This is a genomic window from Acinetobacter sp. SH20PTE14, from assembly GCF_021391555.1.
In the GTDB taxonomy this organism is placed as follows: domain Bacteria; phylum Pseudomonadota; class Gammaproteobacteria; order Pseudomonadales; family Moraxellaceae; genus Acinetobacter; species Acinetobacter amyesii.
The window spans coordinates 2,920,734-2,932,950 of record NZ_CP090067.1 but is presented as its reverse complement, the minus strand read 5'-3'; the positions used below and the strand labels follow the sequence as shown (position 1 = coordinate 2,932,950).

At 41.8% G+C, this 12,217-nt stretch carries 16 protein-coding genes; 9 read left to right on the top strand and 7 right to left on the bottom strand.

The features are described 5' to 3' along the window. Positions 1-68: 68 nt before the first annotated feature. Positions 69-548: an RNA pyrophosphohydrolase gene (locus tag LXF01_RS14315; RefSeq protein WP_078192761.1), complete on the bottom strand. Its 480-nt coding sequence runs from the start codon at positions 546-548 to the stop codon at positions 69-71. 181 nt (positions 549-729) lie between these two features. Here LXF01_RS14315 and LXF01_RS14310 point away from each other — a divergent pair, with 181 nt between their 5' ends. From LXF01_RS14310 to LXF01_RS14300, 3 genes are all read left to right on the top strand, one after another. Beyond that, positions 730-1,386: an HAD family hydrolase gene (locus LXF01_RS14310; protein ID WP_078192760.1), complete on the top strand. Its 657-nt coding sequence runs from the start codon at positions 730-732 to the stop codon at positions 1,384-1,386. 92 nt (positions 1,387-1,478) lie between these two features. After that, positions 1,479-1,952: a DUF2628 domain-containing protein gene (locus LXF01_RS14305; RefSeq protein ID WP_233944604.1), complete on the top strand. Its 474-nt coding sequence runs from the start codon at positions 1,479-1,481 to the stop codon at positions 1,950-1,952. A gap of 94 nt (positions 1,953-2,046) precedes the next feature. Beyond that, positions 2,047-2,289 carry a DUF2789 family protein gene (locus LXF01_RS14300; protein WP_078189726.1) on the top strand — a complete coding sequence of 81 codons (243 nt, stop codon included), beginning with the start codon at positions 2,047-2,049 and terminating at the stop codon, positions 2,287-2,289. A 196-nt stretch (positions 2,290-2,485) separates the two neighbouring features. Here LXF01_RS14300 and LXF01_RS14295 read toward each other — a convergent pair whose 3' ends face one another. After that, complete coding sequence (locus tag LXF01_RS14295) at positions 2,486-3,349, bottom strand: LysR family transcriptional regulator (RefSeq protein ID WP_078189725.1); 864 nt, start codon at positions 3,347-3,349, stop codon at positions 2,486-2,488. 463 nt (positions 3,350-3,812) lie between these two features. Between LXF01_RS14295 and LXF01_RS14290 the strand changes: the two genes are divergently transcribed. Beyond that, positions 3,813-4,022, top strand: a complete 210-nt coding sequence (locus tag LXF01_RS14290) for a hypothetical protein (RefSeq protein WP_168377916.1) — start codon at positions 3,813-3,815, stop codon at positions 4,020-4,022. A 129-nt stretch (positions 4,023-4,151) separates the two neighbouring features. Here LXF01_RS14290 and LXF01_RS14285 read toward each other — a convergent pair whose 3' ends face one another. Next, positions 4,152-4,388 carry a DUF2061 domain-containing protein gene (locus tag LXF01_RS14285; RefSeq protein ID WP_078189723.1) on the bottom strand — a complete coding sequence of 79 codons (237 nt, stop codon included), beginning with the start codon at positions 4,386-4,388 and terminating at the stop codon, positions 4,152-4,154. A 356-nt stretch (positions 4,389-4,744) separates the two neighbouring features. Between LXF01_RS14285 and leuC the strand changes: the two genes are divergently transcribed. The 4 genes from leuC (at position 4,745) to leuB (ending at position 8,662) form a co-directional block, all read left to right on the top strand. Further along, complete coding sequence (leuC, locus tag LXF01_RS14280) at positions 4,745-6,193, top strand: 3-isopropylmalate dehydratase large subunit (protein WP_180010169.1); 1,449 nt, start codon at positions 4,745-4,747, stop codon at positions 6,191-6,193. 24 nt (positions 6,194-6,217) lie between these two features. Next, positions 6,218-6,868: a 3-isopropylmalate dehydratase small subunit gene (leuD, locus tag LXF01_RS14275; protein ID WP_180042065.1), complete on the top strand. Its 651-nt coding sequence runs from the start codon at positions 6,218-6,220 to the stop codon at positions 6,866-6,868. Positions 6,869-6,977: 109 nt separating this feature from the next. Beyond that, a complete protein-coding gene (locus LXF01_RS14270; RefSeq protein ID WP_180024475.1) occupies positions 6,978-7,541 on the top strand; it encodes a hypothetical protein in 564 nt (187 codons plus the stop codon). A gap of 41 nt (positions 7,542-7,582) precedes the next feature. Next, complete coding sequence (gene leuB / locus LXF01_RS14265; RefSeq protein ID WP_233944603.1) at positions 7,583-8,662, top strand: 3-isopropylmalate dehydrogenase; 1,080 nt, start codon at positions 7,583-7,585, stop codon at positions 8,660-8,662. A 74-nt stretch (positions 8,663-8,736) separates the two neighbouring features. On the opposite strand, the gene LXF01_RS14260 is transcribed toward leuB, so the two are convergent. The 3 genes from LXF01_RS14260 to infA form a co-directional block, all read right to left on the bottom strand. Further along, positions 8,737-9,183 carry a hypothetical protein gene (locus LXF01_RS14260; protein ID WP_233944602.1) on the bottom strand — a complete coding sequence of 149 codons (447 nt, stop codon included), beginning with the start codon at positions 9,181-9,183 and terminating at the stop codon, positions 8,737-8,739. A 114-nt stretch (positions 9,184-9,297) separates the two neighbouring features. Beyond that, positions 9,298-9,672: a hypothetical protein gene (locus tag LXF01_RS14255; RefSeq protein WP_078192753.1), complete on the bottom strand. Its 375-nt coding sequence runs from the start codon at positions 9,670-9,672 to the stop codon at positions 9,298-9,300. A gap of 149 nt (positions 9,673-9,821) precedes the next feature. Beyond that, on the bottom strand, positions 9,822-10,043 hold the full coding sequence (gene infA, locus LXF01_RS14250; RefSeq protein WP_001284370.1) for a translation initiation factor IF-1: 222 nt from the start codon (positions 10,041-10,043) through the stop codon (positions 9,822-9,824). 231 nt (positions 10,044-10,274) lie between these two features. Here infA and LXF01_RS14245 point away from each other — a divergent pair, with 231 nt between their 5' ends. After that, positions 10,275-11,282 (top strand): AraC family transcriptional regulator, encoded by a 1,008-nt coding sequence (locus tag LXF01_RS14245; protein WP_078189717.1) that lies wholly within the window; start codon positions 10,275-10,277, stop codon positions 11,280-11,282. A 129-nt stretch (positions 11,283-11,411) separates the two neighbouring features. Here the strand turns inward: LXF01_RS14245 and truA are convergent, their stop codons facing one another. Next, on the bottom strand, positions 11,412-12,209 hold the full coding sequence (truA, locus tag LXF01_RS14240) for a tRNA pseudouridine(38-40) synthase TruA (RefSeq protein WP_078189716.1): 798 nt from the start codon (positions 12,207-12,209) through the stop codon (positions 11,412-11,414). Positions 12,210-12,217: the final 8 nt, after the last annotated feature.

Genomic DNA, 12,217 nt, shown 5'->3' with positions numbered 1-12,217 from the left:
TCCAAAATTTATTCTGCTTTATTTATAACAACACTCATCCTAAAAATCTGCATCCATTCAGCAAATTTTTACGGCTTTTGTGGAAGCTGACTGCAAAGTTCCACCATGGCTTTACGATATACATCGCGTTTAAAATTCACCACTTGTCCTAGTGGATACCAATAGCTGACCCATTGCCATTGATCAAACTCAGGTGGATCTGACAAATCAAGCTGAATATGCTGTGCTGAAGCTGTCAGTTTCAATAAAAACCACTTTTGCTTTTGACCAATACAAACGGGGGCTGAATCAGTACGTATATACCGATGTGGCAAACGATAGCGCAACCACCCTTGGGTTTGTGCTATCACCTGGACGTGTTCGGGCAGTAAGCCAACTTCTTCTCTCAGCTCACGGTAAAGTGCCTGTTCGGGGGTTTCTCCATGTTGGATACCTCCTTGTGGAAATTGCCAGGCATTGTGACCAATGCGCTTTGCCCATAAAACTTGTCCAATGTCGTTTGCCAAAATGATCCCGACGTTGGGTCGGAAACCTTCTGAATCGATCATTTGGCTACCTAAATATTGTGTAATTTATGACTTTGCTCACGGGGACGTTTATTTCTGTGTCCATCTCGAAAAAGCAAAGTGTAAAAATGTTAAAATTGTTATGATCTTAACGAATTTCTATCGACTAGCGGAGATAGATTTACAATTTTTTTCTTAAATTTCAGCTTTTACGAGTATTTTCATGAAATTGGCACTGTTTGACCTTGATCACACCTTATTAAATACTGACTCAGACCATTCTTGGGGGGAGTTTTTGGTCAATGAAGGCTTGGTTGATCCAATTCGTCATCGTGCCATGAATGACAAATTTTATGATGATTATAAAAAAGGCCAGCTTGACCCGATTGCCTATAACGAATTTGTATTTGAGTTTTTAACCCAACATGATAATGCCTACTTAACTGAGTTACATCAGTTGTTTATGAAAAAAGTTATTCGTGCGCAAATGCGTCCAGAGGGCTATGCTGCCATTCAGCGCCATCAAGATGCAGGGCATCAATTGGTCGGGATCACCGCAACGTCTGATTTTATTACCGCACCGATTTTTCGTGAATTCGGCATTACTGAAATCATTGCGACCAATGCCGAAATTGTGAATGGTAAATATACAGGTAAAGTAATTAATACTCCGTGCTATCAAAAGGGCAAATTAGTCCGTTTGAATCAATGGTTAGAAGGTCGTGATGTTACAGAGTCGTGGGCCTATTCAGATTCAATCAATGATCGATTCTTATTGGAATATGCGGATCATGCAATTGCAGTCAATCCAGATGATCGTTTAGAGGTCCTAGCAAAAGAACAAGGTTGGGACATTCAAGACTGGTCAATTCAAGCCTAAAGATGAATAGGAAAAAAAGCATCTTGAGATGCTTTTTTATTTGATGTTCTTTTGATTAACCCTCGACTCACTTATTTGAACTATCGCTCCGTATGCAGACAGAAGCTTCTTTTAAACATTTAATTCAAATCTTTATTGGGCCACGTGCTCAATCTTATTTAAATTTCATTGAACAACAAGTTGGACAGAACAATGGTCTGAGTTGGGCAGGGCTAATTTTTGGACCCTATTTGTTACTCTATCGAAAGATGTACCGCTATTTCTTCTTATTCTTTGCGGTTGGTTTTTTGATTAGCATGTTGGCACTCATCATCGGTGTGCCTGAACAAGTCTTGATGGGGCTAGCCTTGATTCCTAACCTCATACTCGCAGGGATCGGAAAGCGGCTTTATAGCGATTTTGCTGTGCAAAAGACCAAAGCCTATATGCAGCAGCCGAAATATAGTGAACAGGTGTTTGCTGAAGAAGGAGGAGTGAACTGGGGGCTGCCTTTATTGTTGGTATTTATTCAATCTGTCGTGATGATTATGCTCAGTTTGCCTTTTATTCAATTTTCACCGCTATAGAATTCTGTAATTGAGTGCGTGTTCGTTCCGTGTTATATCCTTAAAACAGAAATTTTGTATCCATAAACAATAAGTTTTAACACGGAGAATGACAATGAGTGTACGTCCACGCATGACTCATCTATTTGAACAACTGGGTTTAGATTCGAGTGAAGACGCGATTGCTTTATTTATCGTGACACATCAACTCAGTGCCCAAACTAAAATTACCGAAGCAGATTATTGGACAGATGCTCAGCGCCAGTTCTTGGCCGAAAAAATTAAGTCAGATGGTGAATGGGCGATTATTGTCGATCAATTGAATGAATCATTACATGAAGATTCATTGACGAAGTAAAACTGACAGGTCTTCCTTAGTTTTTAATGGGATCGGCTGAAAAAGGCGATCCCATTTTTAATGCAAAAGAAATTTAAGCGACCATTCAATATATAGAAAATTATTCGCTTTTTCTAAATGCTTAAACAGATGAATATAAAAAGCCACCATAGCGGTGGCTTGATTAATAATTGAATTTTGTAGGCAAAAAAATGAATTAGATGTGTTTCATCAATTCAACCAGCTTTTGTGCAGCAAGTGACTGAGTACGGCCTGGGTGCCATACCATGCCCAATTGACGATTCATGTTTGAAGGTAAATTCAGTTGTTTTAAATCTTGGTTCAATAAGGTTTTAGGAAGGACTGACCAACCGAGACCAATTGAAACCAACATACGAATCGACTCAAGTGAGTTATTGCTCATGGTAACTTTTGGCTTGAGTCCATACTTTTCAAACTCAGCTAAGGTAATTTGACTGGTATAGGTTTGCGCCGCAGGCAATAGACTTGGGTATTGGATCAAATCCTCTAAGGTTAAATGTTCAACTTGCGCCAAAGGATGGAAAGGCGCAACCACGAATACCAGTGGATCATTCCATGTCGTAATGTATTTTAAACGGCTGTCACCCTGTGGCGGTAAAGTCAAAAATGCCAACTCTAAGTCACCTGCCAAAACTTGCTCATGGGCTTGTTCAGAATCAACAAAGTGTACATCTAAGGTCACTTCTGGAAACTGTTGTACATATTGACGCAAATGCGCCGGTAAATGGTGTAAGCCGATATGATGGCTAGTGCCAATTTTCAGTTTACCTTGAACCTGACCTTGCTCATGGCTGAGCGTATGGTGAATATCGCCCAACTCATTCAGCCAGCTTTTTACTTTTGGCAAGAGAGAGTTTGCTGCATGCGTCGCTTGAACACCACGACCCGCCGATTCAAAAAGTTTGACACCGAAGTATTCTTCTAAACTGTGAATACGCTTGGTCACAGCAGGTTGCGTAATGAAGAGCTGATCTGCTGCCAAAGAGATCGAACCAGTTTCCATGACTTTTACAAAGGCTTCAAAGGCTGCGAGATTCATCTTCATTCCTATAAAGAATTTTTATGCGTAGTCTCATTGTTATAATATTTTAAGAATAAATCAAAGGAAAAGTTGTATCTTTTGATTTAAAACTAGGCGTTCAAGCCAGATGACGCTTTAAATCTGAGGGAATTTTCTTAGTTCCATAGCGTTATTCGAGTACTTGGTCGCTGCATGATTTAAGGTTGGACTGTGACGTTTTCAGCTCAAATGCGTTGTTACAAAGTTGTTTTTTAAACCGAAACCAGAGTTATGCATAATATAAAAATACAGGGCTGGAAAGTACTTCAACCGTTTGACTTGAAAAGGAGCGATGGCGTTTCTTGTTAACTCAGCATTGAACTAAAAAAAATGAACTCAAGTTTTGATGGCTTGGGGAACAACTTTTCATTGAATAATTAAAGCAACAGGTACAGTCAGGGCGGCATCGATTAGCAATGTTGTACCTCACAGGGAGAAGGCGATGGATATTAAACACATTAAAAATTTATTGGATATTTTTGAAGGGACAGTCGAAAAGCGCTGTGCGATATATGAAATCGCAGATGACGAAGACGACGAAAACCGCGCAGCTGCCGAGTGTAATGCGGCAAAAAACAAACTGATTCTTGCGATAGAACAATTGGTTGAGGCGCATGATCAGTTGGCCTTACAGCAAAAAAACAAGCTTTGATGATCCGTCTGCAATTGAATCTATAGGATGAAAAAAATAGAAAGTTAAAGTGGATAGAGTAAAAGAACGTTTTAAGGTCATTAAAAAAACCACCGTGATGGTGGTTTTTTTACAAGGAGCAGGGTTGGATTAAGCGGGGATATTTTCCTCTGCTGCTTTATCTTTCTTTTCCCATGCTTTTTCGTGGAAGAAAAAGGCAACCGCTTGAACAGTTGGTTCAAGTAAACTTAAGGTAATGGCCATTGCAATACTGCCAGTCACGTAATAACCAACCAACATCGCAACCGTGATATGCATGATGTAATAGCTCAAGGTTTTTTTGAACATGCGCTGATTATTTTCGACGAACTTGTTAATGTGTGCCATGAGAATGCTCCTTGTTAAATTGATAAATCTTGGCAATGAGTTAATAATAATGATTCTTATTTGCAATGTAAAAGAGAAAATTCAATTTATGATCATTGAATTTCTAAATCACCATTTAAAAATGGCAGAAAGTGATCAAAAACTCGGAGAAAAATCTAAAGTTTCATCTGCTGAAAGTATTGAAGTGAGTGTGTTTTGAACGCATCAATGGTGATTAAAATGCAACGGAAATCAGCAGTTAAATATCATTCCTATAAGTTTTTAAACTAATAAAAATGATAAATTAGATTTATGTGAATACGTGGTTATAATCGATTTAACGAAAGAATTTACCCAGTCCAGTGGAGCAAATCGACATGGCAGGCGAAACCCAAAAAGCGGAAACCCAAATAAAAAAAACCTTGTATGACAAATTGTGGGATGACCATCTAGTAAAACAGCGAGATGATGGCTCTTCATTATTGTATATCGACCGTCATTTATTGCATGAAGTGACTTCTCCACAAGCCTTTGAAGGGCTACAACTTGCAGGTCGTAAACCGTGGCGTTTAAGCGCTAATGTTGCAACGCCAGACCATAACGTACCTACGTCTACTAAGGAGCGTGCTGAAGGTATTGCAGGTATTGAAGATGATACCTCACGTATCCAAGTGCAAACTTTAGATGACAACTGTAAAACTTTTGATGTTGCCCAGTTTGACATCAACGATGTACGTCAAGGTATTGCGCACGTGGTGGGGCCTGAACAAGGTTTAACCTTGCCCGGTATGACCGTGGTATGTGGTGACTCACATACTGCAACGCATGGTGCATTTGGTTGCTTGGCTCATGGTATCGGCACATCGGAAGTTGAACACGTATTGGCGACTCAATGCTTAGTTCAAAAGAAAATGAAGAATATGTTGGTGCGTGTTGATGGTCAATTGGGTCAAGGCGTAACTCCTAAAGACGTGGTTTTAGCGATTATCGGAAAAATCGGTACGGCGGGTGGTACAGGTCACGCGATTGAATTTGGTGGTCAAGTGTTCCGTGATATGTCGATCGAAGGTCGTATGACGGTATGTAACATGGCGATCGAAGGTGGCGCGCGCGTGGGTATGGTGGCTGTCGATGACAAAACCATTGCCTATGTGAAAGACCGTCCGTATGCACCGAAGGGCGAACAGTGGGACGCTGCAGTAGAGTATTGGAATACTTTAGTGTCTGATGAAGGTGCGCATTTTGATACTGTTGTGGTATTGCAAGGTGAAGATATTGAGCCACAAGTGTCTTGGGGGACTTCTCCTGAGATGGTGATTCCTGTATCTCAAGCAGTGCCAACTTTAGAACAAGCCAAAGATGACGTACAGCGTAATGACTGGACACGTGCATACAACTATATGGGCTTAGAAGCGGGTCAAGCTTTGGCAGATATCCAATTAGACCGTGTATTCATTGGTTCATGTACCAACTCACGCATCGAAGATATTCGTGCAGCGGCTGAAGTGGCCAAAGGCAAAAAAGTGGCGGCATCGATTAAACAAGCCATGGTGGTTCCGGGTTCAGGTTTAGTTAAAGCACAAGCAGAAGCAGAAGGCTTAGATAAAATCTTAATTGAAGCAGGCTTTGAATGGCGTGAGCCGGGTTGCTCAATGTGTTTGGCAATGAATGCTGACAAGTTGCAACCGGGTGAGCACTGTGCATCGACGTCTAACCGTAATTTTGAAGGTCGTCAAGGCAATGGCGGTCGTACACACTTGGTGAGTCCAGCAATGGCAGCAGCTGCGGCAATTGCAGGTCACTTCGTTGACGTTCGTACCTTCTAATCAGGGCTAATAGGAGCAAATCGCATGAAAAAATATACCGTTGAACAAGGTATCGTTGCACCATTAGACCGTGCCAATGTGGATACAGATTTAATTATTCCAAAACAGTTTTTGAAATCTATTAAGCGTACAGGCTTTGGTGCCAACTTATTTGATGAGTTGCGCTATTTGGATGAAGGCTATTTAGGTCAAGACATTTCAAAACGTCCAATTAACCCAGATTTCGAATTGAATAAACCGCGTTATCAAGGTGCGTCGATTTTGATCTCTCGTGCAAACTTTGGTTGTGGTTCGAGCCGTGAGCATGCGCCTTGGGCATTAGAAGAATATGGTTTCCGTACCGTCATTGCACCAAGCTATGCGGACATTTTCTTTAATAACAGTTTTAAAAATGGCATGTTGCCAGTGATCTTGTCTGAAGAGATTGTCGATCAGTTATTTAAAGAATGTGCTGCATCTGAAGGCTATCAATTAACCATTGATTTGGCTGCGCAAGAAGTACGTACACCGAGTGGTGAAGCATTCACATTTGAAGTCGATCCATTCCGTAAACACTGCTTATTGAATGGCTTGGATGATATCGGTTTAACTTTACAAGCAGCCGATGAGATCCGTGCTTATGAAGAAAAAACCAAAGCATCTCGCCCTTGGGTATTTGCAGAAATTAAAGCTTAAGTCAGTGTCACTGTAGAACTTCTTAGTAGTCAGTCGGCTTAAGTCTTGTTAATATCAGGCGAAACAAAATTTATACGTTAGCCAGAATTTATCAGGTTGGGTTCGAAAAATGAAAAAGTTCTTCGGTCAGCTGGTTGTAACGGGAGCGCTGTTTGCAACGCTCTCTGCGTGTCAAAGCTTTGACACGGCACGCATTAAAAATGTGAAAGAAACTGAAAGTACAAACAATAATGCTTTGATTTACTGTGCAGGTACAGCGCACTGTGAATTTGAGCGTTTTGATCAAATACAGGTGGTTGATCCAAACAATCAACATGTACAACGTGCTGCGATTAAAGCAGGTATTGTACGGTTGAATGGTCGTTCATTGTCTGAGCCTAATCCTTTGTATTTGTCCGTACCTTCAGGTCAGCATGAAGTCGTGATTCGCTATTATCCTATTTCTCAGGAAAAAGCAGAGCGCTTGCATGTCATTCACAACTTTAGGTCCAAACACGAGTACACCTTTAAAATGTACCGAGAGCGTTCAAAAAACAGAGGCAGTTTACTGGATAAATCTGCGCCTGATCCGCTCTGTGTAGACTTAAAGCAAGGTGCAAAAACGATTCGACGTTTCTGCCGACCGTACAATGTCCTCACAGGACTTGGTGAGTTTGTAGAAAAGAAACTTTAAATCTGACTGGTAATCAAGCCAGCGTATAAATGGAAAGACTCATGTCAAAACATATTTTGATTTTACCAGGTGATGGTATTGGTCCTGAAATCGTGAAAGCGGCTGAACAAGTGCTGACACGTGTAAACGAGAAATTCAACTTAGGTTTGACTTGGGAACAAGGTCTTTTAGGTGGTGCAGCGATCGACGCGCACGGTTCACCTTATCCAGATGTAACAGCAGCACAAGCGAAGACTGCTGATGCGATTTTATTGGGTGCAGTGGGTGGTCCTAAGTGGGATACTATTGAGCGTTCAATTCGTCCAGAACGTGGCCTATTAAAAATTCGTTCAGAATTAAATTTATTTGCCAATTTACGTCCAGCAATTCTTTATCCGCAGCTTGCAGATGCGTCGAGCTTAAAACCTGAAATCGTAGCAGGTTTGGATATCTTAATCGTACGTGAGTTAACTGGCGGTATCTATTTCGGTCAACCACGTGGTATTCGTGAACTCGAAAACGGCGAAAAACAAGGTTTCAATACTGACGTATATGCAGAATCTGAAATCAAGCGTATTGCCAAAGTTGCTTTTGAAATGGCGAACTTACGTGGTGGTAAAGTGTGTTCAGTGGATAAAGCCAACGTGCTAGAAGTGACTGAGCTTTGGAAACAAACTGTAACTGCGTTAAAAGAAGAGCAGTATCCTGAAATTAACTTGTCTCATATGTACGTCGACAATGCTGCAATGCAATTGGTCCGTGCGCCAAAACAGTTTGATGTGATCGTGACTGGTAACTTGTTTGGCGATATCTTGTCTGATGAAGCGGCGATGTTAACCGGTTCTATCGGCATGTTGCCATCGGCTTCTTTAGATGAAAATGGTAAAGGTATGTATGAGCCTTGCCACGGTTCAGCGCCAGACATCGCAGGTCAAAACATTGCGAACCCATTAGCAACGATTCTGTCTGTTGCTATGATGCTGCGCTATACCTTCCGTGAAGAAGCGGCGGCAAAAGCAATTGAAGATGCTGTAGGTAATGTCTTAGATCAAGGCTTACGTACAGGTGACATCATGTCAGAAGGCAGTATTCAAGTCGGTACTGTTGAAATGGGTCAAGCTGTAGTTTCTGCATTGAACTAATGGCGAATTAAAAAACGCAGCGTTTATGCTGCGTTTTTTTGTGCCTACAAATTATCAATCCTAGAATTGATGCGCTAACAGGTGCGACCAGTTAATCGGACATCAGTTGCAATATTATGCTTTATGCGAAATTGAATAAGGCAGTTTAACTCAACCTCATAGAGTGTATTTCCACTGGGAATCGGCACAGCAGCGCCGCTGCCCATGCCCATCGCAGGATTTTCCGCCATCGGTAAAGGAATACTGATCGGGCGTGCGACACGATAACGAAGGTAGTCTGAATTGACCTCTACGGGAGAGGTTCTTTGATAGCCGAGTTTGCTGAGATTAAGTTCTGCTTGAATCGTTTGGCTCGATTGACCAATAAATGAGGCTAAATAGCGTTCACGTTCAACGGAGGATATCGTTGATGTCGTGGTACAACCAGCCAACCATACAATGCTTAGAACGCATCCCATGCTCAATATTGGGCGAATAAAACGCTGATCTTTGTAAACCTGATGTTCTAAAATAAATTCCATGGGTCAGTTCCTCACGAAATAAATTCAGTTTAGTCAGATCGGTCTGTATAACACTGTAGTCATTTGATACACGGTCAGCTGAGCAAGATTAGCCTCTAGGATTCTCATTCAGGATCAACAAGCTCTGCCAACATAGTCAATGGATTCAACTATTTGATTGCGTAATTTGAACTCGATTTTACATTCCATATCGACAGTGACACCACCTTTAGACGGCGTTGGGATAGGGGCGCCCATGGCTATACTGGTGCCGATATTTGGTGTACCAATCGGGATTGGCATCGAGCGTAAAATGGTATAGCTGAGTTTTTCATTGCTTTGTACGGGTGCTCCCATCACTTTATAGCCCAATTGACTCAAGTTGAGCTCTTTACGAACTTGATCAGCTGGCTGCCCAATATAGTGTTGTAGGGATTGATTGAGTTGCTTTTGGCCTGTCGTGGCGCAAGCCACACAAAAGATAGCACTGACTAATCCTAGATGTTTCATATGATTTTATGTCCTTATATTTTGAATTTTATAATCGAATTTTTATGTTTTTAGACTGTAAAGCAAATTTGCAGTCAATTTTTATCATTGTATTGAAATAAATACAAAAAAAAGCCACTGATAAAGTGGCTTTTTCGCTTCGCTAAAACTTAGCGCGCACGGTAAGTGATACGACCCTTAGTCAAATCATAAGGTGTCATTTCTACTTTAACACTGTCGCCAGTCAAAATACGGATATAGTGTTTACGCATTTTGCCAGAGATGTGAGCAATCACTTCATGACCGTTTTCTAAACGTACACGGAACATAGTATTAGGAAGCGTCTCGGTGACAACGCCTTCGAACTCGATGAGTTCCTCTTTATTGGCCATAGCCTACCTGAATGAATAAATTAGCAAGGCGCAAATTATAGTCAATTTTTTTTCAGAATACAAGCCGTAAAAGGCTTTGAACTGATCGACTGTCAGTAAAATAAGCGAACAATTTAGTTAAATATTTTCAACAAAAAATGTGCAGTAACTGTTGTCAGTTTGGTCAATCGCAGTTAATCTAAAATCAATCTTTTTAGGTATAAATGAAGTACATACAAGGAAGGTTCTGGAGTGGGTCAGCTAACTGATGCATCTGTTGTGTTGCGTTTAGGGTATCAAGCGATTCGTCGTGCCGGATTGCCAACAGAAGAAATTTTAACAAAAGCGGGTGTGGCATTAAATCAGGTTGAAACCAATGACCGTACCCCATTGAATGCACAATTTGCATTCTGGGTGGCTGCAGAAGAAGTCAGTAAGGATCCTGATATTGGTTTGCATCTGGGAGAGCATTTGCCTTTATATCGAGGGCAGGTGATTGAACACTTATTTATTTCATCTGAGAATTTCGGTGAAGGTTTAAAGCGGGCTTTGGCCTATCAACGCCTAATTAGCGATGCCTTTCATGCGCAATTGGTGATTGAAGATGACCGCTGCTATTTGACCAATGGTCATCAGCCTTGGGCAGAAAATATCGTGAATCGTCATTTTTCTGAATGCGCGATGTCCGGTGTTTTGCGTTTCTTTAAGTTTATTACTGAAGGGCGTTTTCAGCCGATTTATATCGACTTTAACTTTAGTCAGGGCGCGCCAGATGATGAGTATTTCCGTGTTTATGAATGCCCTGTGAGCTTAGGGCAGAAAGAAACCCGATTGTATTTTGATCCGGCTATTTTAGAGTATCAATTGTGGCAGGCAGAACCTGAGTTATTACAATTGCATGAGCAGTTGGCGATTGAAAAACTTCAGGAGTTGGCGCGTTATGATTTGGTCGGTGAAGTTCGCCGTGCTATTGGTTCAACGCTTGAAAGCGGTGAAACCACACTCGAAACGGTCGCTGCGCAGCTCAACATTACTCCGCGTCGTTTACGGACTCAGTTGTCAGAAGCCAATACCAGTTTTCAGCAAATTTTGTCAGACTATCGCTGTCGTTTGGCTAAAAAATTATTGGCCAATACCAATGAAAGTGTGGAGCGCATTGTGTACTTAACGGGTTTTTCTGAGCCAAGTACGTTCTATCGCGCATTTAAACGCTGGACCAATGAAACGCCTGTGGAATATCGTAAGCGGAAGCAGCGTTAAGGTTGATCTTCGATAAAATCCTTCCCTAAACAGAATCCCCCTTTTTCAAAGGGGGATTTTCATCTTTAGAATCTGGCAATGGCGGAAATGAAACACCCTCTCTGTGAAAGTGAGGTTGGGAGGGATTGTTTATTCAGGCATATTTAGCCAATGTGGTCCTAACGGAACTTGAGGAAGTTCAAACTGAGCTGGATAGTCTGCATGGATAAAATATAGTCCATCGGGTGGTGCGGTGACACCTGCTGCTTTTCGGTCTTCAGCAGCAAAAATATCGTCAATATGGTCAACGTCATACATACCTTGCCCAATTTCCAACAAACAGCCCATGATGTTACGCACCATGTGATGTAAAAAACCATCGGCCTGAATATCTAGGACCAAGTAGCATCCGTGTTGGATCAGACGGCAATGGCTGACATGACGAACAGGCTGATTGGACTGACAGGCTGCGGCACGGAAGCTTTCGAAATTATGAGTGCCTTCAAATTTGGCCGCGGCACGTTGCATTTTTAGCACATCTAATTTTGCATAAACATGGGTCACTTGCTTGTGCAGTAAAGCTGGTCGCTGTGGATTGTTATAGACCACATAGCGATAACGACGTGCTTGCGCTTTAAAGCGGGCATGGAAGTCCTGATCCATTTCCTTAATCCATTGGATGGAGATGTCACGAGGTAATTGGCTATTGCTGCCCATTAACCATCCACGAATGGGACGAATCGCCTGAGTATCGAAATGTGCCACCATATTGGTTGCATGGACGCCGGCATCTGTTCGGCCAGCACCGTGCAACATGATTGGCTCATTGGCCACTTTACTAAGGACGGTTTCAATGGTTTCTTGCACGCTTGGTACGCCCGGTTGCTGAGTTTGCCAGCCCTTGTATTGCATGCCACAAAACTCAATCCCAATCGCAAAACGTTGCATAGTTACCT